13 protein-coding genes are annotated in these 20,674 nt (G+C 69.3%); all 13 read right to left on the bottom strand.

Annotated features, from left to right (window positions below; all coding sequences use genetic code 11):
- Positions 1–397: 397 nt before the first annotated feature.
- The 13 genes from gspD to QZ853_RS18805 all read right to left on the bottom strand — a co-directional run bounded on the left by gspD (position 398) and on the right by QZ853_RS18805 (position 20,458).
- Entirely contained in the window at positions 398–2,602 is a 2,205-nt protein-coding gene (gene gspD, locus QZ853_RS18865) for a type II secretion system secretin GspD (RefSeq protein WP_295577642.1), read from the bottom strand.
- Between the two features lie 9 nt (positions 2,603–2,611).
- The gene (locus QZ853_RS18860) at positions 2,612–3,382 is read right to left on the bottom strand and encodes a general secretion pathway protein GspN (protein ID WP_295577639.1); all 771 of its coding nucleotides are present in this window, start codon (positions 3,380–3,382) and stop codon (positions 2,612–2,614) included.
- Complete coding sequence (gene gspM / locus QZ853_RS18855) at positions 3,372–4,097, bottom strand: type II secretion system protein GspM (RefSeq protein ID WP_295578994.1); 726 nt, start codon at positions 4,095–4,097, stop codon at positions 3,372–3,374. Before gspM ends, QZ853_RS18860 begins: the two co-directional genes overlap by 11 nt.
- A complete protein-coding gene (locus QZ853_RS18850; RefSeq protein ID WP_295577635.1) occupies positions 4,078–5,223 on the bottom strand; it encodes a PilN domain-containing protein in 1,146 nt (381 codons plus the stop codon). The genes gspM and QZ853_RS18850 overlap by 20 nt, the downstream gene beginning before the upstream one ends.
- Positions 5,220–6,083, bottom strand: coding sequence for a general secretion pathway protein GspK (locus tag QZ853_RS18845; RefSeq protein WP_295577632.1), 864 nt, complete (start codon positions 6,081–6,083; stop codon positions 5,220–5,222). The genes QZ853_RS18850 and QZ853_RS18845 overlap by 4 nt, the downstream gene beginning before the upstream one ends.
- Positions 6,080–6,712 carry a type II secretion system protein J gene (locus QZ853_RS18840; protein ID WP_295577629.1) on the bottom strand — a complete coding sequence of 211 codons (633 nt, stop codon included), beginning with the start codon at positions 6,710–6,712 and terminating at the stop codon, positions 6,080–6,082. Before QZ853_RS18840 ends, QZ853_RS18845 begins: the two co-directional genes overlap by 4 nt.
- Complete coding sequence (locus QZ853_RS18835) at positions 6,709–7,134, bottom strand: prepilin-type N-terminal cleavage/methylation domain-containing protein (RefSeq protein WP_295577626.1); 426 nt, start codon at positions 7,132–7,134, stop codon at positions 6,709–6,711. Before QZ853_RS18835 ends, QZ853_RS18840 begins: the two co-directional genes overlap by 4 nt.
- Positions 7,131–7,625 (bottom strand): GspH/FimT family pseudopilin, encoded by a 495-nt coding sequence (locus tag QZ853_RS18830; RefSeq protein WP_295577624.1) that lies wholly within the window; start codon positions 7,623–7,625, stop codon positions 7,131–7,133. The genes QZ853_RS18835 and QZ853_RS18830 overlap by 4 nt, the downstream gene beginning before the upstream one ends.
- Before the next feature lie 6 nt (positions 7,626–7,631).
- A complete protein-coding gene (gspG, locus tag QZ853_RS18825) occupies positions 7,632–8,075 on the bottom strand; it encodes a type II secretion system major pseudopilin GspG (protein WP_004154150.1) in 444 nt (147 codons plus the stop codon).
- A 49-nt stretch (positions 8,076–8,124) separates the two neighbouring features.
- Positions 8,125–9,345, bottom strand: a complete 1,221-nt coding sequence (locus tag QZ853_RS18820) for a type II secretion system F family protein (RefSeq protein ID WP_295577621.1) — start codon at positions 9,343–9,345, stop codon at positions 8,125–8,127.
- Between the two features lie 24 nt (positions 9,346–9,369).
- Complete coding sequence (gene gspE / locus QZ853_RS18815; RefSeq protein WP_295577612.1) at positions 9,370–11,091, bottom strand: type II secretion system ATPase GspE; 1,722 nt, start codon at positions 11,089–11,091, stop codon at positions 9,370–9,372.
- 135 nt (positions 11,092–11,226) lie between these two features.
- Positions 11,227–13,119, bottom strand: a complete 1,893-nt coding sequence (locus QZ853_RS18810) for a S8 family serine peptidase (protein ID WP_295577601.1) — start codon at positions 13,117–13,119, stop codon at positions 11,227–11,229.
- A gap of 157 nt (positions 13,120–13,276) precedes the next feature.
- The gene (locus tag QZ853_RS18805; protein ID WP_295577589.1) at positions 13,277–20,458 is read right to left on the bottom strand and encodes an ESPR-type extended signal peptide-containing protein; all 7,182 of its coding nucleotides are present in this window, start codon (positions 20,456–20,458) and stop codon (positions 13,277–13,279) included.
- Positions 20,459–20,674 lie beyond the last annotated feature (216 nt).

Raw genomic sequence — 20,674 nt, 5'->3', positions numbered from 1 at the left:
CCGCGGACACCCCCGCAACCGCCCCCCGCCTTCGACAGATTCCTGCGATCTGCCGGAAGGGTTCCTGGGGGTCAGATCCGTTTTCCTTCGGAGAACGGATCTGACCCCATTTCCTGATTTCGAAATCTGACAGACAGTCATCCACGCATGGCGTGGATCTACCGTGTCGACCAAGGTCGACACCTACCAACAGCCGCGGGAATCTGTCGAGGGCGGGGCACTGTGGGTTTGCGGGGTGTGAGCCGCATGGATGCGGCGACCAAGCCCCCATGGATGGGGTTACGGCGTCCCCGCAAACCCACAGTGCCCCGCCATCCCTCAGAAGACCCGCTGTTGCTGTTGCTGTTGCTCCGGCTCTGGCCTCTGCGGGTGCCGGGTGCCGCCCGGCCGAACCCCCTTACTTCTTCGCGCGCGGCTGGTTCAGCGGCTCCATCGCGCGGAAACGCTGGCTGTACTCGTCGGTCAGGTTGCGTGCCTCCAGCCCGTTACGGACGATGCTCGGGGTCAGCAGCACGATCACTTCCGAACGGCGGCTGGTGCGGCTCTTCTGCCCGAACAGCGCACCGACCACCGGAATCCGGCTCAGGCCGGGAATGCCGCTGCTGCCATCGGTGGCCGAGTCGGTGATCAGGCCGGCCAGCATGATGGTGTCGCCACTCTGCACCGCCGCTTCGGTCGACAGCTTCTTGGTCGAGATCCGCGGGTTGCAGTTGCGCTCGGTCGGGTTGCAGTTGTCCGGCACCTCCGAGGCGCTGCTCACTTCCTGCACGATGTCCAGGAACACCGTGCCGTCGCGGGTCACGCGCGGGCGCACCTTGAGGATCACGCCGGTGTCGATGTACTGCACCGAGCTGTAGGTGCCGGTGCCGATGCCGGTGTTCACCGTGGTGGTGTTGATCGGCACCTTGTCACCGACGTTGAGCGTGGCTTCGGCGTTGTTGCGCACGAACACCGACGGCGTCTGCAGCAGCCGCACGTCGGTGACCTTGTCCAGCGCGCTCACCACCGCTGCGCCGTTGTGGCCGGTGAACGCCCAGCCGACGCCGTCGGCGCCGGTGACCGCACCGGCGAGGCTGCTCCAGGAGCCGCCGGCGGCGGCCGGCAGGGTCACGCCGGCCAGTGCACCGGTCAGGGCGCGCCCGGCCACAGCGTTGTCGAAGAACCAGTTCACGCCGTACTTGAGGTCGCCGGTCAGCGAGACTTCGGCCACCTGCGCTTCGATGTGCACCTGCAGCGGCATCACGTCCAGCTTCTCGATCACTTCGCGGATCGAACGCCAGGCCTGCGGGCTCGACCGTACCAGCAGGGTGTTGGTTTCTTCCACCGCCGACACGCCGACGCGGTCGCCCTCCACCTCCAGGCTGACGCTGACATTGCCAGACTGGCGCTGCGGCAGGTTCATGCTGCCACTGCCACCGCTGCTGCCACCGGAACTGCTGCCCGGCGTCGACCCGAAGCTGCTGCTGTTGCTGTCCATGCCGCGGTCGCCGTCGCTGCCCAGCTGCGAGGGAATCGCGCCGGGGGCGAGACCGGCCGGGCTGGAGCCACCGCGGTTGCCGCTGCTGGCGAAGGCTTCACTGAGGCGCTCGGCCAGATCGCGGGCCTTGATGTAGCGCAGTTCATAGGAGAACAGGCGCGCGCTGCCACCGGCGGTGTCGATGCGGTCCAGCCACTGCTGGATCTGGTCGAGATAGCGCACCTGCGGGGTGATTACCAGCACTGCGTTGGCATTTTCCAGCGGCAGGAAACGGAACATGCCGGCGCTGGGGGTCTTGCTCTCTTCACCGAACACCTTTTCCAGGTCAGCGGCGACCTGTTCGGCCTTGCCCGACTGGATCGGGAACACGCCCACCGACATGCCGGACAACCAGTCGACGTCGAAGATCTCGACCGTGCGCATGTAGTTTTCCAGCTCGGCGCGGGTGCCACCGAGGGTGATCACGTTGCGGCCGCTGTCGACGTTGACGATGGCATTGGGCCGCGCATACGGCTCCAGCACCTTCTTCATTTCCGTGGCGGAGATGAACTGCAGCGGGATCACCCGCACTTCGAAACCGCGTGCGCTGGCGGCCGGTGCGGTACTCGGCGCAACGGTGCCGGCCAGGGCCTGGTCGGCGGCGACGATGTTGTAGCGTCCGCCGCTGTAGACCATGCGTGCGTTGTTCCAGCCCAGCACCATTTCCAGCAGGTTCAGCGCCTGCGCCGGTGACACCGGCTTCGGCGTGGCCAGGGTGACCGTGCCCTGCACGCCCGGGGCGATCACATAGTTCTGGCCCAGCATGTCGCCAAGGATGGCCTTGACCACCGCGTGTACGGACTCGCCCTCGAAGTTGAAGGTGGCCTCGCCGGTGCTGGCGCCATGCAACGCCGGCGCCGGTGCGCGTGCCGCTTCGCGGTTGATCATGGTGCCGGTGCCGCGACGGATCACCGCCTGCGGCGCACCTTGGGCGTCACGCGCAGCATCGGCCGCCACTTCCGCCGCTTGTCCGGCTGGCGGCGTGGTCGACACGTTGCCGTTGCGCTGCACATGCGGCGCGGAAACAGTACTGCAGCCGACCAGCAGCGCGAGGGCAAAGGACCAGGGAAGAAAACGCAGGCTCATGCATTCACTCTATCGGTTGGTGCCATCGCCCGGGGGCGGCGACGGTTGTTGCTGCTGTTGCAGCTGGCGGCGACGGGCCTGGATGCGTTCGCGGATGGCCTGCATCTGCGCTTCGCTGGGGCCGTTGCTGTTGGCAGGCGGTGGGGTGGCAGCAGCCGCGGCCGACGCTGCGGATGCAGGCATATCGGCCGCGCGCGCGGCCACAGCGGGCGGTGGCTGCGGTGGTGGCGGCGGCAGGCTTCCCGGCGCCGGCGGCGCGCCATTGGCGCCACGCAGCACGGTAGGCGGTTCACCGCCCTGGCCGTTGAACACCGCCAGTTCCAGCACCTGGCTGCCGCCCGGGCCGATCACCGTGGCCTGGCGTGGCTCCAGCGCGACCAGCTGCCAGCCATCCACCGCGTCGCCATTGAGGCGCAGGCGCAGGGAGCGGTTCTGTTCAGTAGTAAAGGTGGCCATGCTGAAATCACGGGTGAGCAGCACGCCGGTCAGGCGCAGCGCTGCGCTGGCTGCAGGTTCACTGCCACCCAGCAGGTAGGGACGCGGCAAGCGGTCTTCGGCGAACAGCGGGCGCGCACCGATCGCGCTGTAGCTGTCGGCGCTGGCCATGCGCTCGGCGCCCAGCGGTGGCAATGCGGGCAGCGATGGCGCGGCATCGGAATCGCCATCGGCGCCGGGCAGCTGGCTGCCGAGGCCGAAGCCGGTGGCGAGCCAGACCGCCGCCGCCCAGCCGGCCAGCGCCAGCAGGAAACCGGTGCGCAGGCTGATCGGCTCACGCTTCATCGGCCACCTCCTGCGCGTCCACCGGCGCCGCCTCTGCGGGTGCCGGCGGTACCGCCGGCGATGATGGCGCCACCGGCGCCGCGTCCAGTGCCGGTGCTGCGGGGGCACCTTCGATGGGCGCTGCCTCGGCTGCCGCACCCGGCAACAGGTAGCCCGCCAGCTCGAAGGACACGTCCAGGCCCAGCCCGGACTCGTTCGGCGACTGCTGGAACCGCTGTGCGATCAGGTTGAGATTTTCGACGAACAGGCGAGGGCTGCCGGTTTCCAGGCTATGCAGCACCGTGGCCAGTTCGGCCACGCCACAGCGCAGGCGCACCTGCATGGCCACGCGCACGAACTCGGCATCGCGCCGGTTGTCGGTGAGCGGCGTGCGGTTGCTGATGGTGCAGCTGCGGTTGCCCGGGCTGGCCATCGCCACTGCATCCTGCAGCTTCGCGCCCAGTGCAGCGGCGGCCGCCTCGGCGGTGGCTTCGCGCAGGAAGCCCGGCCGCTGCTGCAGGGCTTCGCGGGTCTCGCGCAGGCGCTGCTCGATCTGCGGCTTCTGCTGCAACTGCGCCTGCACGCGCGATTCGCGCTCGCGCAGTGCCGCCACATCGGCATCGATCTCACGCAGCGGCTGAGTGAACCACGGGTGCACCAGAAGGAGATAGGCCACGCCCAGCACTGCCAGCAGCAGTGCCAGCGCCAGCCAGCGGTCACGGCGCGCGCTTGGCATCGGCATCGGCCGCCTCCCGGGTCGGGGCCGCTGCCTGCAACGGCTGCAGCTCGGCGGACAGGGTGAAACGATCACGGCCACTGGCAGCGCCATCGGCCTGCAGCACGCCGGTCAGGTTGACCTTGCGCCACTGCGGTGCGTCCTGCAGCAGCTGCACCAGCTGCGATGCCTCGCGGCTGAGCCCGATCAGCTGCAGGCTGTTGTTCTCGATCGCCAGCTTTTCCAGGTAGGTGCCTTCCGGCAGGCGCCGGGTCAGTTCGTTCCAGATCTCGACCGTGCCTGCACGCTGGTTGCGCTGCTTTTCCAGGAAGGCGGCGCCGTCGATCAGCGCCTGCAGCTGCGCACGCTCGCTGGCCACGCCGCGCGCATTGCGTGCACTGCGCTCGACCTCGGCACGCAGTTCATCGGCGGCGGCGCGGCGGTTGTCGAGCAGCTGCAACCCGGCCAGCACCAGCATCACCAGCGCGGCGGCGGCCAGCAGCAGGTTCCAGCGCCGCATCGGATCGCTCCGCAGCTGGCGCTGCGCCGGTGGCAGCAGGTTCACCCGCAGGGTGGTGCCGTGCGCATCGATGGCATCGACGCCGGCCAATGCATCGGCCCATTCGCCCACGCTGCTGCGCCAGGCATCCAGCTGGCGTAGCGGCCACGCCACCAGTTCGACCTGCAGCTGGCCTTCATCGGCAGCACCCAGCTCGCGTACGTCATAGCTGACCTGGCTGGATTCAAACGGCGTCTGCCGGTCGATCTCGAAACCGACCACCGCCCGCAGACGGTCGGCGGCAGCAGCGGGCAGGCGCAGCGGACGACGCAGCACGTCGCCGGCGTGCAAGAGCCACACCCGCGGCAGGCTGCGCAGGCGCGCTTCCAGCACACGATCCAGTTCGGCCGGTGACAGCGGCCACGGCAGCTGCGCCACTGGTTCGCGGCGCTCGCCGGCCTCGCGCCAGACCTGCAGCTGCTCGCCATCGCGCTGCAGCAGCAGGCGCGCCTGCGCCCAACCCAGCGCCCACTGCCAGCGGGGCGGCACCCAGGCCAGCAGCGATTGCCGCCACCAGCGCAGGAAACGACCGGCGCCGGGTCCGATCCGGCCCTGCACCTGTCGCAGATTGTCCTGCCAAGCCGTCATCTTGCTGTCATTCCCTGCTCCCAGCGAAGCACTGTGTAGGACCGCCCGGGAACCCCGCCCGAGCCATTGCGTACCACTGCCTGCAGCACCGAACGGCGTCCACTGCCATCGGTGACACGGGACTCGATACTATAGGTGCCACTGCTGCTGGCAAGCGTTGGCGCGCCGCCAGCGGCATCGGCGTCACGCTCCTGCTGCGCGCGCTGGGCCAGTACGGTGTCTGCGTCCAGCCCCAGCGCGGTCAGCACGGGCGGGCTGGCGAACTGCGGATCGGGCCGCGCCTGGCGGCTGTACAGGGTCAGATGGGGCAGCATGGCCCGGTACAGCGGCCCACGCATTCCGAGCACCCGCTGCAGTTCTCCCAGCGTCTCGAAACGCTTGTTGCGCGGGCCGTACGGCAGCCCTGCCGCCGCGTAGTCGGGCGCTTCGGCGCCACCACCGGCTTGCACCAGGCTGTCTTCGTCACGCCAGTCGACGATGGCGCCCGCCAGCTGCCGGGCCTCGCCGTCCTCTTCGCCCAGCGCCTTGAGGAACGCGGTGAGCAGGGTCACATCGGCCAGGTTCAGGTTGATCTTGCCGTTCTCGTCCAGCACCTTGATCTCGATGGCGGCATCGTCGAACTGCCAGCGATAGGTGCGGCCATCGGCCCGCCACGGCGGTCGCTGCGGGTCGGCCGACAGCCGTGTCAGCGCGTACTCCAACCCGGCCCGCGCACGCTCCTGGCCGCGTGCATCATCGTCAAGCACACGCTGCTGCAGGTGCTCGACCCGCGCGCTCAATGCGAAGGCACCGACCAGCGCGGTCATCAGCGCGATCAGCCACAACACCAGCACCAGTGCGGCGCCCTGCGGGCGGTTCATCGCGCACCTCCACTGCCACCGGCGCGTGGCGCCACCACCAGCGCCGGCCAAGGTGCGCCCTTGGCCGGCACGACCTGGATCTCCACCAGCATCGGCAGGCGCCGGGTGTCATCCCAGCGCGGCATCCAATCGGTCACCTGGCCGGTGCTTGCGTCGATGCCGCGATAGCGCAGCTGCACCGACTTCAGGTTCTCCACCAGCACCTCCGGCGGGCGTGGCGGGTTCTCGGCGATGCGCTCGCCTTCCTGCAGCAGGACCAGATCCAGCAACAGGCGTTGCTGGCCGCTGCGGCCGTCCACCTGCAACGCGTGCAGGTAGGCACCGCCACGGCCGAGGTAACCGGGCAGATCGGCGGCGAACAGCATGCGTTGCTCTTCGCCCTGGAAGAAGATCGGTTCGCGGGTGGGATCAGGCACTTCCAGCGGCGTGCGCAGCGCACCGGCCAGTTGTCGCCGCAGCAGGGCCTCGACCGCACGCATGCGTTCGCTCTCGGCGGCAATCTGCTCGCCACGCTGGCTCACCGCCATCGCCGAGCGCACGCTCGCGAAGGCCAGCGCCAGGCCACCGGCCAGCAGCACGGTGGCCAGCATCACCTCGACCAGGGTGAAGCCTGTGGCGCGGCGCTTCATCGCGCGCTCTCCAGGTCTGGCGGCAACAGGCGCAGGCTGCGCCAGCGCAGTTGTTCGCGCTCGCTGTCGCCCCAGCGGACCTGCAGCTGCAGTTCGGCCAGCCACGGCGCGCCCGGCGATTGCGCCTGCGTCGCTGCGGCGTTGCCGGCGCGCGGCTCCACCCACGGCTGCACCTGCAGTTCCCAGTGGTAGCGGCCCTGCTCCCAGTCGCCCTGCTGGCGGCCGACCTGCAAGGGGGACGCGACACCGGCTTCGGCCAGCAACGACTGTGCATGCAGCACCGCACGCGTACGCACCTCGGCCTCGCGCACCTGTTTCGCGCTACCGGACAGGCTGCCCAGCAGCAGTGTCAGCGCCAGGCCCAGCAGGGCGAAGGCGATGATTACTTCCAGCAGCGTGAAGCCACGCGCGCGCCGCTTCATGGGCCCCGCCAGGGGCCGGAACGGACCTCTCCGGTCAGCCAGCCGACATCGATGCGCCATTCGGCGCCGTCGCGCTGCAGGCGGATGCGGCCCCCGCTGGAACCACCATCGGGATGGAACTCGATCACGCCCTGCCCGGGCGCGGTGGCCAGCTGCGCGGCGCCTTCGAACTGCACCTGCAGCTGCGCGGGGACATCGCCCTGGCGCTGGCTCGCACCTTGCCAGTGGCGTCGCGCCGGCTCGATCACGAAGCGCTGCGGCTCGCCGCGGGCGATGGCCTGCGCGCGCACCATGCGCAGCTGGTTGGCAATGTCCTTGCCGGCGCTGCGCAGCTGCATGCCGGCAAAGCCGCGCGACAGGCCAGCGGCGGTGATCAGGCCGATCGCGGCAATCAGCGCGATCACCAACAGCATTTCCAGCAGCGACAGACCTGCCGCACGCCTGCCGAGCAGGCGCGGGCGTGGCAGCCGGCGCGGCAGGAAATGCGTCATGCAGGCTTAGGGCTGGTAGCGGATGTCGGCGTCGACGCTGCTGCCACCGGCCTTGCCATCCTTGCCGAGGCTGACCAGCTCATATGGCTGGCCCTCGCCCGGTGCGCGGTATTCCAGCGCGTGGCCCCACGGGTCGTTCAGGTCGGCCGGCTTGGCATAAGGCCCCAGCCAACCGCCGACACCGGCCGGTGCGGTCACCAGATCATTGAGCGAACCCGGCAGCTTGCCGGTGTCGATCTGGTAGTTGTCGATCTTGGAGGCGACGGTTTGCACCTGCGCCTTGGCAATGTTGGCCTTGCCGCGATCGGCACCGCCCAGCACGCGGCTGGCGACCAGGGTCAGCACCGCCCCGATCAGCACGATGACGATGATGATCTCCAGCAGGCTCATGCCCGACTGGTTGCGCGCGGCAGTGAAGGAAAGGCGGATCGGTCGACGGGAAGCAATCATGGACGGTCCTTTCTGTTGCGGGGTGTCGGGGTTGCGTAGGGATCCATCGTCAACCGATGGCATTGGTCAGGTCGTACAGCGGCACCAGCACGGCGACAATCACCGCACCGACCACCGAGGCCAGCACCAGGGTGATCGCCGGCACCATCGCCGCCAGAAGACGGTCGATGCGCCGGGCGCTGTCCTGTTCGAACGTGTCGGCGGCCTTCAGCAGCATGCTATCGAGTGCACCGGATTCCTCGCCGACCTGGATCATCTGCAGCGCCAGGCGCGGGAAGCGCTTGCCACGCGAAAGTGCCAGCGAGAGGCCGGCACCGTTCTTCACTTCGTCGGCCGCCGCTTCGACATCGGCGGCCAGCGCACGGTTGCCGAGCACGTTGCGGGCGATGCCCAGCGCGCCGAGCAGCGGCACGCCGTTGCGCAGCAGGGTGCCCAGGGTGCGTGCCAGACGGGCGGTTTCCAGTTCACCGAGCAGGCGGCCGATGCTGCGACGCTGCAACAGCCACCCATCCAGCGCCAGGCGGAATGCCGGCTGCCGTGCCTTGCGCTCGAAGAACAGGGCCAGCAACGCCGGCACCACCAGCAACAGCACCCACCAGTCGCGCACGAACAGGCCCAGCTGCAGCACCGCGTTGGTGAACCACGGCAACGCCACGTCCAGGCTTTCATACATCTGCGCAAACTGCGGCACCACGTAGCCGAGCAGGAACAGCAGCGCCCCTCCGACCACCACCAGAAGGATCGCCGGATACACCAGCGCGTTGATCACCTTGCCCTGCAGCGCGCGACTGCGTTCGAGGTAGTCGGCCAGGCGCTGCAGCGTTTCATGCAGGCTGCCACCAGCCTCGCCGGCACGCACCATGTTCACGTACAGGCGCGAGAACAGGCCATGCTGGCGCTCCAGCGCGGTCGACAGCGGTGCACCGCCGCGCACCACGTCGCGGATGTCGGTGATCGCGCGCCGCGAGCGTTCGTCTTCCGGCAGGCCGAGCAGGATCGACAGCGCGCGGTCCAGCGGCTGGCCGGCACCGAGCAGGGTTGCCAGCTGCTGGGTGAACTGCAGCAATGCCGCACCCTGCAGCGGACGCTGGCGCAGCAGGGTGCGCCAGCTGCTGCCACCGATCGCGCCGCCATCGGCCAGCTGCGTCTCCATCGGCAGATGGCCCTGGTCCTGCAGGCGAGCGACCAGCTCGGCCTCACTGGCCGCTTCCATCTGCCCGTCGAAGATCTCGCCGTGCGGGTTGAGCGCTTTGTAGCGGTAGTTCGGCATGTCAGCCCCGGCGTCCTGCGCGCATCAGCTTTCCTCGGTCACGCGCAGCACTTCCTCGAGGGTGGTCTGGCCGCTGAGCGCCTTGGCCAGGCCATCTTCGTACATGGTCCGCATGCCGGCTTCGCGCGCGATGCGTTCGATCTCGCCCATGCCATCGCGGCGCATCACCGCGCGGCGCAGCGCATCGTTCATCACCAGGAATTCCATGATGGTGGTACGGCCCAGGTAGCCGGTCGGCGCCAGTGCCGACGGCTTCGGGCGGAACAGGTGGATGGGCCCCTGCGGCTGCAGGCGGCGCAGTTCGAAGCGCTCGATTTCTTCCGGCGAGGCTTCGTAACGCTCGGCGTGGGTCGGCTCCAGCCGGCGCACCAGGCGCTGGGCCAGGATGCCGTTGATGGTGGAGGTGAGCAGATAGTCCTCCACCCCCATGTCGAGCAGGCGGGTGATGCCGCCGGCAGCGTTGTTGGTGTGCAGGGTGGACAGCACCAGGTGGCCGGTCAGTGCCGACTGGATCGCGATGCGCGCGGTCTCCAGGTCGCGCATTTCACCGATCATGATGATGTCCGGGTCCTGGCGCACGATGCTGCGCAGCGCGTTGGCGAAGTCCAGGCCGATCTGTGGCTTGGCCTGGATCTGGTTGATGCCTTCAATCTGGTACTCGACCGGATCTTCGACCGTGATGATCTTGACGTCGGCGGTGTTGAGCTGGCTCAGCGCGGTGTACAGCGTGGTGGTCTTGCCCGAACCGGTCGGGCCGGTGACCAGCAGGATGCCGTGCGGCTGTTCCAGCACCTTGCGGAACTGCGGCAGGAAGGCGTCGGTGAAGCCGAGCCGGTGGAAATCGAACACCACCGTTTCGCGGTCGAGCAGGCGCATCACCACGCTCTCGCCGTGCGCGGTCGGTACCGTGCTCACGCGCAGGTCCAGCTCCTTGCCCTGCACGCGCAGCATGATGCGGCCGTCCTGCGGCAGGCGGCGTTCGGCGATGTTGAGCCGGGCCATGATCTTGATGCGGCTGATCACTGCGGCGGTCAGGTTGGTCGGCGGGCTTTCGCCTTCCACCAGAACGCCGTCGACGCGGTAGCGCACTTTCAGCCGGCTCTCGAACGGTTCGACATGGATATCCGAAGCGCGCAGCTCCACCGCACGCTGGATCACCAGATTGACCAGCCGGATCACCGGTGCCTCGGAGGCGAGATCGCGCAGGTGTTCGATGTCGTCGACCGTACCACCCTCGCCGTCGGCGGTCTCGACGATTGCACCCATCGCGCTGCGGCCCTGGCCGAACCAGCGCTCGACCAGGTCATCAATCTCCGCGCGCATGCCCAGCACCGGCGTTACCGGCACGCCCAGCGCCAGCTGCACCGCCTGTTGCGGATAGAGGTCGTGGGCATCGGCCAGCCATAGCCGCACGCCCTGTTCATCCAGTGCCAGCGGGCACACATGGAACTGCTTGAGGAAACGCAGCGACAGCGGCAGGCCTTCGGCCAGGCCCTGCGGCGGTGCCTCCGGCAACTGCTTGCCTTCCAGCAACGGCAGGCCCAATACGTCGGCACTGGTCTGCGCCTGATCGCGTTCGGACACCAGGCCCAGCCGCACCAGCAGGCCCAGCAGGCTGCCGCCGGCCTCGGCATGCAGCGGCCGCGCCCGCGCCAAGTCCCCTTCCTTGAGGCGGCCACGCGCCAGCAGCGCATCCAGGATGCGCCCTTCGACGTCGTCGGCAGCGGTTGCAGCAAGCGCGTTCACGTAGCTCTCCTGTCGATCGGCCCGACTTTAGCAGTTAAGCCGTGATTTCCGCCGCCCGGACGCCACCTTTCGCGAAAAAACGAAGCCCGTCACATGGGTGACGGGCTTCGATCATTCAACTACGACACCGCACGCTTACTGCGTGGCGAGAATGCTCACCCCGCTGTAGGCGGACTCACCCACCACCTTGATGTAGTAGGTGCCTGCGGTTGCGGCGGTCACGCGCACCGTTTCCGAGGTGCCCGGGCGGGTCGAACGCGCATCGCTGTCGGTGGCGCTCGGCTCCCGGCCCTTGGCCAGATAGACCGACACGTTGCCGGTGCCGCCGTAGGTGATCACGCTGAGCTGCTTGCCAGCGGTGGCTTCGAAGCTGTACAGCGCGCTGCTGCCGGCCGCACCGCTCAGGCCACCGATGGCCACCTTGTTGGTCAGCGGCTTGGCCACCGGCCCGCAGTTCTCGGTGCACGGCTCTTCCAGCGCCTTGTCCAGCGCGGCCTTGGCATCGACGATGCCAGTGCCGATCGGGGTGGCCGACGGGATGCTGACCGGGAACGGGCGCGCCGTATCCTTCAGCAGCGTGCGCATGTCGGCCGGCGTCAGCGGATCACGGTTGGCGGCGATCAGCGCGCTCTGCACCAGCGCGGCGACGGCCGCCACGTGCGGGGCCGCCATCGAGGTGCCGGCCAGGCCACCGATGGTGTAACCGGTGGTGGAACCTGCAGCCGGCGGCGAGGTCTTGTTGCTGGACAGCGCCTGCCACACATAGCCATTCGGATTGCCATCGGTGACACCGCCGCCCGGGCCGGACAGATCGATGCGGGTACCGAAGTTGGAGTAATAGGCGATCGCGCCGGTGATGCCGGTGGCACCGACCGAGACCACGCCATCGCAGTTGGCCGGACGGGCGTTGGCCACATTCATCGCATCGTTGCCGGCCGCCACCACCACCACCGTGCCGCGGTTGATGGCACCGGTGATGGCCGCCTGGTAGGCCGGATCACAGCTGCCGGAACCGCCCAGGCTCATGTTGATGATCTCGGCCGGGTTCTGGTTGGCCGGGATGCCGGCCACGGTGCCACCCGAGGCCCAGGTGATCGCATCGGTGATGTCCGACAGGGTGCCGCCGCAGTAGCCGAGCACGCGCACCGGCAGCACCTTGGCCTTGTAGGCCAGGCCCGACGCCAGCAGACCATTGTTGGTGGCTTCGGCGATGGTGCCGCTCACGTGGGTACCGTGCCAGCTGCTGTCGCGCACCGGCGAACCCTGGTAGCAGGCGTTGGCGGTCGGCATCCAGTCGCCGTAATCGAGCGCACCCGGCACACGGCCATCGGCCGGACGACGCGATCGGCTGGCCTGGCTGATGAAGTCGTAGCCTTCCAGCAGGGTGCCGGCGGCGAAATCGGGATGCTCGGGCAGGATGCCGGTATCGATCACCGCCACCACGATGCCCTCACCCTGCGAGACGTCCCACGCGGCCGGCGCGTTGACGCCGCCCACCGGGTTGTGGAAGTGCCAGTTGTGGCTCTGGTAGTTCGGATCGTTGGGCACGAAGGTCGGCGACGCATCGGCCTTCGGTGCAGCTTCCAGGCGTGCGGTGGAGGCGGCGTCGATGGGATACATGATCGCGTCCGGCACCGCGTACTCGACGGTCGGATCGGCCTTCAGTTCAGCCAGCACCTTGTCCAGTTCGGCGCTGGCGATGCTTCCTTGCAGCCGGATCAGGTCGGCACCGATGCCCAGCTTGCGCGCCACCTGCGGGCGTAGCGCTGCACTGCGCGCCGCTGCGTTGGTGCCACCCAGGGCGGCACGCGAGACGGCTGCGTTGACCACGGCCAGCTTGGCGTTGGTATCGGCCGCAGCGGCGCTGCCGGCGCGGTACTTCACGATGATGCCTTCGACCTGCTGCGTCTTCGGGCCGGACAACGGCGCACTTACCTTCAGGTCGGCGGCCTGTGCCAGGCCAACACCGGTCAGCGACAGCACTGCGGCTGCCAGAACATTGATGCGAAGGTTCTGCTTCTTGATCACGTCGAATTCCTCTTCTGGGTCATGGATCGAACCAACACTGCGGCCATCATTCCTTGACGACTCCCGGCCGGCCCAGCCGGGATTGCCGTGACCTCCCCCCAGGCCCTCATTGCAGGTGCTGCGCCGGCGTGGGTGGCCGCCGGCGCCATGGAGCGGCCTACCAGCCGAAGCCGGCACCGACGCCGACCGAGCTGTCGTCGCTGCTGAAGGCACCGCCGAAGGTGACCGTGGCGCGATCGCTGATCGCACGCTGGTAACCCAGCGACAGTGCCGATTCACCGCCCTGGAAACCGATGCCCACGCCAACCCGGTTCTGGGTGCGGATACCGGCGGCACTGGTGGCCATGTTGAGCATTGCCGCGCTCATTGCGCCCTGGCGGTCGATGCGGCGATCCATGTGGCGCAGGCGTCCGTCGATCTCGCCCTTGAACACATCGAAGCTGTCAGCGACGGCCTGCACGCGGCTGTCGGTGTAGCTGTTGGCGGTCGCCATGCCACGGTCGAGCTGGCCCTTGTTGACCGCATCGGTGGCGGTGGTACCGGCGGCCACGTTGGTGACCTGGCGTTCGTTGCCCTCACTGCCCACCGAGACCGTGTTGGCACGGTCGGCAACCGAGCCCTGGCCCAGCGCCACCGCGTTTGCGGCGGTGGCATTGGCTCCCTGGCCGATGGCGGTGGACGAGGCGCCGCTGGCAACCGCGCCATCGCCCATGGCGACCGCATTGAGGCCGGTGGCCGGGGTGCCGACCGGAGTGCCGCCGCCCACCGCCGCTGCCGTCGGTGTGCCCTGCACGCGGGCAGCGCTTGCCGGAGCAGCGTCTGCCGTCATCGGCGCATCCGCCGTGCTGGCCAGCGCGCTTTCATCCAGTGAGGCGCCCATCGAACGCAGGCTCGCCGTTGCCGAACGCGTGCCCGTGGCGGTGCGGCGATCGATCTCGCTGACCTTGCGGTCCAGCGCACCCAGCGCATCGCCGACGTTGCTGTAGGTCGCCCCTTGGATCACGTAGTTCGGCGCCACGAACACGCCCTGCATGCCGACACTGGCGCCGCCACCGAGGAAGCTGGCGGCATCGCTGAGCGACTGGAACAACTGGCCGCCATTGATCGCCTGGCGGCTGCCGGCAGCGATGCTGCCGGCACCGACGTTGTCGATGGTGGTGCCCTGGAAACCGGACAGGGTCAGGCGGTCACGGCTGGCGTCGTCGTAGCCGACCGCGCTGGCCGCAGTGGTTTCCACCGTGGCGATGCGCGAATCGAAATCACCGACGCGGGTCTCGACCGCGCCCACGCGCTGGTTGGTGACGTTGAGCTGCGAACCGGTGACGGCATCGGTGCTGCCGGCGCCAATGCGGCCGTCGGCCACGTTGACGATGCGCCGCGTGGCCGGACCATCGGTGCCGTTGCCGCCACCGACCGAGACCACATTGGCATCGAGGGCACGCGAGCCCGCACCCAACGCCACCGAGTTCGCGCCGCTCGCACCGGCGCTGCTGCCCAGCGCCAGCGCCCCATTGCCGATGGCCGCCGCGTTGGCCCCCAATGCGTTGCTGCGCGCACCACTGGCACTGGCACCGGAACCGAGCGCGGCCGCATCGCTCCCGCTGGCACTGGCGGTGCCGCCGCCGCTGGCCTTGACGTAGCGGGCGGTGCCATCGGCGGTTGCGGCGACGGCATCGAGCTGCCCGCGGTTGACCGCATCGGTGCGCTCGGTACCGGCGGCGACGCGGGTGATCTGGCGATCACTGGTGCTGCTGCCGACCGACACCGTGTTGGTACGATCAGCCACCGACCCCGAGCCCAATGCCACGCTGCCTGCGGCGCTTGCGGTGGCACTGACACCCACCGCCGTGGCATTGGCGGCGGTGGCACTGCTGCCATAGCCGACCGCAGTGCCGAGGCGACCGCTGGCATCGGCGTAGCTGCCGAGGGCCGAAGCACCATCTGCCGAAGCATTGGCGCGGAAACCACTGGCCTGCGACTGCGTGCCAGTGGCAGTAGCCTGTGCGCCACTGGCGGTGCTGTAGGCGCCCTTGGCCTGGGCACCGGCACCGGTGGCGATGGCACCGGTTTCGCTGGCGCTGGCACTGCTGCCCACGGCCACGCTGTCGACACCGGTCGCCTGCGCGGCGTTGCCCAGCGCAGCGGCATTGCTGCCGGTGGCCAGCGCATCAAAGCCGACCGCGGTGGCATTGGCGGCCATCGCATTGGCACCGCTGCCCAGCGCGGTCGCGCCGTTGCCGATCGCATTGGCGGCATTGCCGGCCGCGAGGGCGTTGTCACCGTCCACGAGGGCGCCGGCCTCACCGTCGGCATTTCCGTTGGCCTGGAACTGGCGGCTGGTCTTGTCGGCAACACTGGCCACTGCATCGAGCTGGCCCTTGTTCACTGCATCGGTGGCTTCGGTGCCCGCCGCGACGTGGGTAACCTGGCGCTCGCTGCCGGCCTTGCCGACAGCCACCGTGTTGTCGCGGTCGGCGGTGGAACCGGCACCGAGTGCCACGCTGTTGCTGCCGTTGGCGGTGGCATTGGCACCCAGCGCCGTGGCATCGCTGCCGGCGGCCCACGAATTCCAGCCGATCGCGGTGGCGTAGTCCTCGGTAGCCCACGCACCGGCACCGAATGCGGCCGCGCCGGTACCACTGGCGCGCGACGGGATCAGGCCGAAGAAGGTGCTGCCGCCGATCGCCACGCTTTCCGCGCCGCTGGCTTCACTCGACTGGCCCACCGCAACGGCGCCGCTACCCGCCGCCGCTGCACCGACGCCCACGGCGGTGGTGTTGGCGCCGCTGGCGGCCGAACCGTAGCCGAGTGCAGTGCCCAAGCGACCGGTTGCTTCGGCATAGCCGCCGACGGCGGTGGTGCCATCGGCGGACGCCGTGCTGCGGAAGCCACTGGCCAGCGACTGTGCACCACTGGCGTTGGATTCGGTGCCGTTGGCGGTGCTGTAGACACCGCTGGCCTGTGCACGCGCGCCCACCGCGCTTGTCCCCACTTCGCTGGCACTGGCGCCGCTGCCCAGGGCCAGGCTGTCCTCGCCGGTGGCCTGCGCCGTGCTGCCCAGTGCGGCCGCGTTGCTGCCGGTCGCCAGGGCATCGATGCCGACCGCGGTGGCGTTGGCGGCCAGTGCGTTGGCACCACTGCCCAGTGCCGTGGCACCGTTGCCGATCGCGTTGGCGGCATCACCGGCGGCGAGCGCGTTGTCGCCCTCCACCAAGGCGCCGCTTTCACCGTCGGCATTGCCGCTGGCCTGGAACTGCCTGCTGGTCTTTTCCGCGGCGGCGGCTACGGCATCGAGCTGGTTCTTGTTGACCGCATCGTTGCCCTGCGTGCCATCGGCGACGTTGGTGATCTGGCGGGTATTGCCGCCGCCACCCACCGACACGGTGTTGTCGCGGTCGGCGATCGAATCCGCACCCAGCGCCACGCTGTTGTCTCCGCGCGATTCGGCCGCATTGCCCAGCGCGGTGCTGTTGATGCCCGGCGACCAGGCGCCGCCGCCCACTGCGGTGGAGTAGTTGCCCGAGGCTTCGGTGGCCAGCGTGCCGAACAGCGAACCACCGACCGCCACGCTGTTGATACCGGTGGCGAGGCTGCCCTGGCCGGTGGCGGTGCTGTACGCGCCCGAGGCTTCCGAATCGCCGCCCAGCGCCACGCTGTTGGAGCCGGACGCATTGGCGAAGTTGCCGAACGCGGTAGCGTTGAAGGCCGAGGCCTGTGCATAGCCACCGATGGCGGTGCTGTAACCGCCGGTGGCTTCTGCGCCGATGCCGAACGCCGCCGATGCGGTGCCGCTGGCGACGCTCTCGCTGCCGACGGCGGTGGCAGCGCTGCCGCTGGCATTGCTGAAGTAGCCCACGGCCACCGCTTCTTCGCCGGAGGCTTCGGACAACACGCCGGTAGCGGTGCTGCCGGCGCCACTGGCGATAGCGGCCGCGCCGAAGGCTGCGCTCTGTTCGCCGCTGGCTTCGCTCTCGGCGCCCTGCGCGGTCGCATACTCACCGGTGGCCTGTGCATTGGCACCGACGGCGCTGGCATTGGCGGCGGTCGCCAGTGCATTGAAGCCGATCGCCTGCGCGTTGCTGGCCAGCGCATTGGCACCGCTGCCGAGCGCGGTGGCGCCGTTGCCGATGGCGTTGGCGGCATCACCAGCGGCCAGCGCGTTGTCACCTTCCACCAGCGCACCGGCCACATCGTCACCGTTGCCGCTGGCCTGGAAGAAGCGACTGGTGGTGGTGGCAGTGCTGGCCACCGCATCCAGCTGCGCCTTGTTCACCGCATCGGTGGCCTGGGTACCGGCGGCGACATTGGTGACCTGCCGCTCGCTGCCGGTGCTGCCCACCGACACCGTGCGCGCCCGGCTGGCCACCGAACCTGCGCCGAGTGCGACCGCGTTGCTGCCACTGGCATTGCTGCCCGCGCCAAGTGCAATTGCGCTTTCGGCGCCGGCCACGGTGTTGGTACCGATGGCGATGCTGTTGAGGTTGTTGCCGAGCGCCTGGAAGCCGAGCGCTACGCTGTTGTCGCCATAACCGAAGGCACCACGGCCGACGGCGGTGGCGCTGGTGCCGTTGGCCCAGCTGTTATAGCCGATCGAGGTGGCGCCGGTGCCGCTGGCCCACGCCGCGTTGCCGAACGCCGAGGCATTGGTGGCGGTCGCCCACGCACCGGAACCGAAGGCACTGGCACCACTGGCGGTAGCCCAGCTATAGCCACCCACCGCAGTGCTGTCATCGCTGCTGGCGAACGCGCTGTCCCCCACCGCCACCGCGTAGGCGCCGGTCGCACGCGACTTGCTGCCCGCGGCGAAGCTGTTGTCACCGCTGGCCCTGGCCGCATTGCCGAACGCGCTGCTGGCAGCACCGGTGGCCTGCGCGCCACTGCCGACCGCCGTGGCATCGGCAACTGCGGTGGTGCCGACCTGCTGCGCCTTGCCGTCGGCGCCGATGATTGGCTGGTTGAATTCGTCGTAGGCCTGGCCGAGGCCACCGATGGCGACGCCGCCGTTGCCGGTGGCCGCACTGTTGCGGCCCACCGCCACGCTGTCATCGCCGATCGCCGACGCGGCCGCGCCGTGTGCGACGGCGCCCGCACCGATCGCATTGCTCGACGAACCGGCGGCGATGGCGCCCTCGCCCTCGGCCAGCGCGCCGGCATCGCTGTCGGCTTCCGGCTGGGCCTGGAAGAAGCGCGCAGTGCTGTCGGCGGTGTTCGCCACCGCATCCAGCTGCGCCTTGTTCACCGCATCGGTGGCTTCGCTGCCTGCAGCGACGCTGGTGATCTGCCGCTCATTGCCGGCACTGCCAACCGCAACGCTGTTGGCACGCACCGCTTCGGAGTTCGCACCGAGCGCCACGCTGTTGGCGCCGCGCGCGGTGGCGTAGTAGCCCACGGCAGTGCTCTGTGCACCACTGGCCCAGGTCTGCGCGCCGAGCGCACTGGCGTTCTCGCCGGGCGCGTAGGCGAAGTAGCCTACCGCCGTGGCTTCGGCACCGGACGCTTCGCTGAGGCTGCCGTTGGCGACCGCGCGGTCACCACTGGCAATGGCGCCGGCACCGACCGCCGTAGCGGCTTCGCCGCTGGCCTGTGTCTGCACGAAGAAGCCCAGGCCGGGAATCAGGTCGGCCGGGCCACCGATGGCGACGCTGCTGGTGCCGGTGGCGGTGCTCTGCGTGCCCAGTGCCGTCGAGTAGTCACCGATGGCATTGGATACCGCACCGAAGGCCGACGCCTGCGCGCCGGAGGCATAGGCGCCCACGCCGTAGGACGACGCGGCGAAGCCGCCGGCTTCGGCACTGGCACCGACCGCAGTGCCACCGACACCGGCACTGGTGGCGCCGGTCTCCACCGGCACGCCGCCACTGGTGATGAGCGGGTTGCCGTTGGCATCCACGGCGGCGCCACCGACGGCCACGCTGCCCGGACCATTGGCCTGTGCGTTGTTGCCGAATGCCGCGCTGTTCTGGCCGGAGGCCAGCGCGTTGTTGCCGACGGCGGTGGCGTTCTGCGCCACGGCGGTGGCGCCGGCGCCGACGGCAGTGGTGCCGTGGCCGATCGCATTGGCGGCCTCGCCTGCGGCCAGCGCATCGTCACCCTCGGCCAGGGCACCGGCATCGCTGTTGCTGCTGGCGGTGGCCTGGAAACGCTTGGCCGTCGCATCGGCCACCGCGGCAACATCTTTCAGCTGGCCGACGTTCACCGCATCGGTATCTTCGGTGCCGGCGGCGACGCTGGTGATCTGCCGGGTCAGGCCGTACTCGGCGGCACCGACAGACACGGTATCGACACGATCAGCCAGCGAACCGGCGCCGAGCGCCACACTGCCGGTGGCGACTGCGGCGGAATTCGAGCCCAACGCCGTGCTGTATTCACCAACCGCCGTGCTGAACGCACCGACGGCAATCGAGGCTTCGTTGGCGGCGGTGGCACCGCGACCCACTGCGGTGCTGCCCGGCCCCATCGCCACGGCGCCGCCACCGACCGCCGTCGCACCGTCGGCGGTGGCTTCGGACAACGCGCCCAGCGCGGTGGCTGCGCCGTTCTCGCTGGCAGCGGTGGCACTGGCGCCCACTGCGGTGTCACCCAGGCCGAAGGCTGCCGCGCTCTGCCCCACCACCACGCTGGCATCGCCGAGCGCCAGGGCACCCTGGCCGAACGCGCTGGCCCCGATGCCGGCTGCGATGGCCTGGGTGCCGACGGCGGTGGTGGCATTGGCCAGCGACTGCGCACCGGCGCCGGCGGCCAACGCACCCTCGCCCTCGATCTTCGCCGCGTCGCTGTCATCGCCTGCGCCGTCGGCCTTGAAATAGCGGCTGCCGTCTGCGGCAACGTTGGCCAGCGCGACCTGGGTGGCACGCGCCTGCGCGTCCAGCTGCGCCTTGTTCACTGCGTCGGTCGCCTGCGTACCTGCGGCGACGTTGGTGACCTGCCGTTCCTTGCCGGCATCACCGACGGACACAGTGTTGGCGCGCGTGGCCTTGGAACCGGCGCCCAGCGCCACGCTGTTGGCCGCAGTGGCGCTGCTGTTGCTGCCGATCGCCACCGCATTGCTGCCCTTGGCACTGGCGGAGCCTTCCACCAGGCACTTTTCCAGAAGCTTGCCGCTGAATGCCACGCAGGTGGCGCTGCCACCGATCTGTACCGATTGTGCCGCGGCGCTACCGCTCATGCCCCATCCGATGACCAGTCCCAACGCCACGGCCAGTGCTGCGGGCGTGGCCGGTGTCGCAGTGCGGCGCTGGTCGACGACCCCGCCACCGCCGCAGCCGGAGGAGGCCAGTTCCGAGGCCACCACCAACTGACCCAATGCTTTGTTCCAGACCTTGCGATAAATCCGATTCATCGGTACGGCTCCTGATTGGACTGGTTTTGGGCAAAGCAACGCCACCGCTGGGCTTTCCGGCCCAACGTCCCCTGGGGGCGTTTATTCGCGTGATTTACTGCGGGGTATTACCGAACGGTGCGCAGCGACAGACAACCGAGCGCGTGCGCCAACCGGCTACTGCGAAATGAATGCTTCTGAAACGGGCTTCAAGTGTTAACGGCAACTTTGAAGATC

Origin of the sequence: uncultured Stenotrophomonas sp., from assembly GCF_913778665.1 — a bacterium.
In the GTDB taxonomy this organism is placed as follows: Bacteria; Pseudomonadota; Gammaproteobacteria; order Xanthomonadales; family Xanthomonadaceae; genus Stenotrophomonas.
This window is presented reverse-complemented; position numbering and strand designations above follow the sequence as displayed.

Excerpts from the sequence above, each read along its gene's own strand:
- gspD (WP_295577642.1), bottom strand. The coding sequence starts at position 2,602 with ATGAGCCTGCGTTTTCTTCCCTGGTCCTTTGCCCTCGCGCTGCTGGTC.
- QZ853_RS18860 (WP_295577639.1), bottom strand. The coding sequence starts at position 3,382 with ATGAAGCGTGAGCCGATCAGCCTGCGCACCGGTTTCCTGCTGGCGCTG.
- gspM (WP_295578994.1), bottom strand. The coding sequence starts at position 4,097 with ATGCCAAGCGCGCGCCGTGACCGCTGGCTGGCGCTGGCACTGCTGCTG.
- QZ853_RS18850 (WP_295577635.1), bottom strand. The coding sequence starts at position 5,223 with ATGACGGCTTGGCAGGACAATCTGCGACAGGTGCAGGGCCGGATCGGA.
- QZ853_RS18845 (WP_295577632.1), bottom strand. The coding sequence starts at position 6,083 with ATGAACCGCCCGCAGGGCGCCGCACTGGTGCTGGTGTTGTGGCTGATC.
- QZ853_RS18840 (WP_295577629.1), bottom strand. The coding sequence starts at position 6,712 with ATGAAGCGCCGCGCCACAGGCTTCACCCTGGTCGAGGTGATGCTGGCC.
- QZ853_RS18835 (WP_295577626.1), bottom strand. The coding sequence starts at position 7,134 with ATGAAGCGGCGCGCGCGTGGCTTCACGCTGCTGGAAGTAATCATCGCC.
- QZ853_RS18830 (WP_295577624.1), bottom strand. The coding sequence starts at position 7,625 with ATGACGCATTTCCTGCCGCGCCGGCTGCCACGCCCGCGCCTGCTCGGC.
- gspG (WP_004154150.1), bottom strand. The coding sequence starts at position 8,075 with ATGATTGCTTCCCGTCGACCGATCCGCCTTTCCTTCACTGCCGCGCGC.
- QZ853_RS18820 (WP_295577621.1), bottom strand. The coding sequence starts at position 9,345 with ATGCCGAACTACCGCTACAAAGCGCTCAACCCGCACGGCGAGATCTTC.
- QZ853_RS18805 (WP_295577589.1), bottom strand. The coding sequence starts at position 20,458 with ATGAATCGGATTTATCGCAAGGTCTGGAACAAAGCATTGGGTCAGTTG.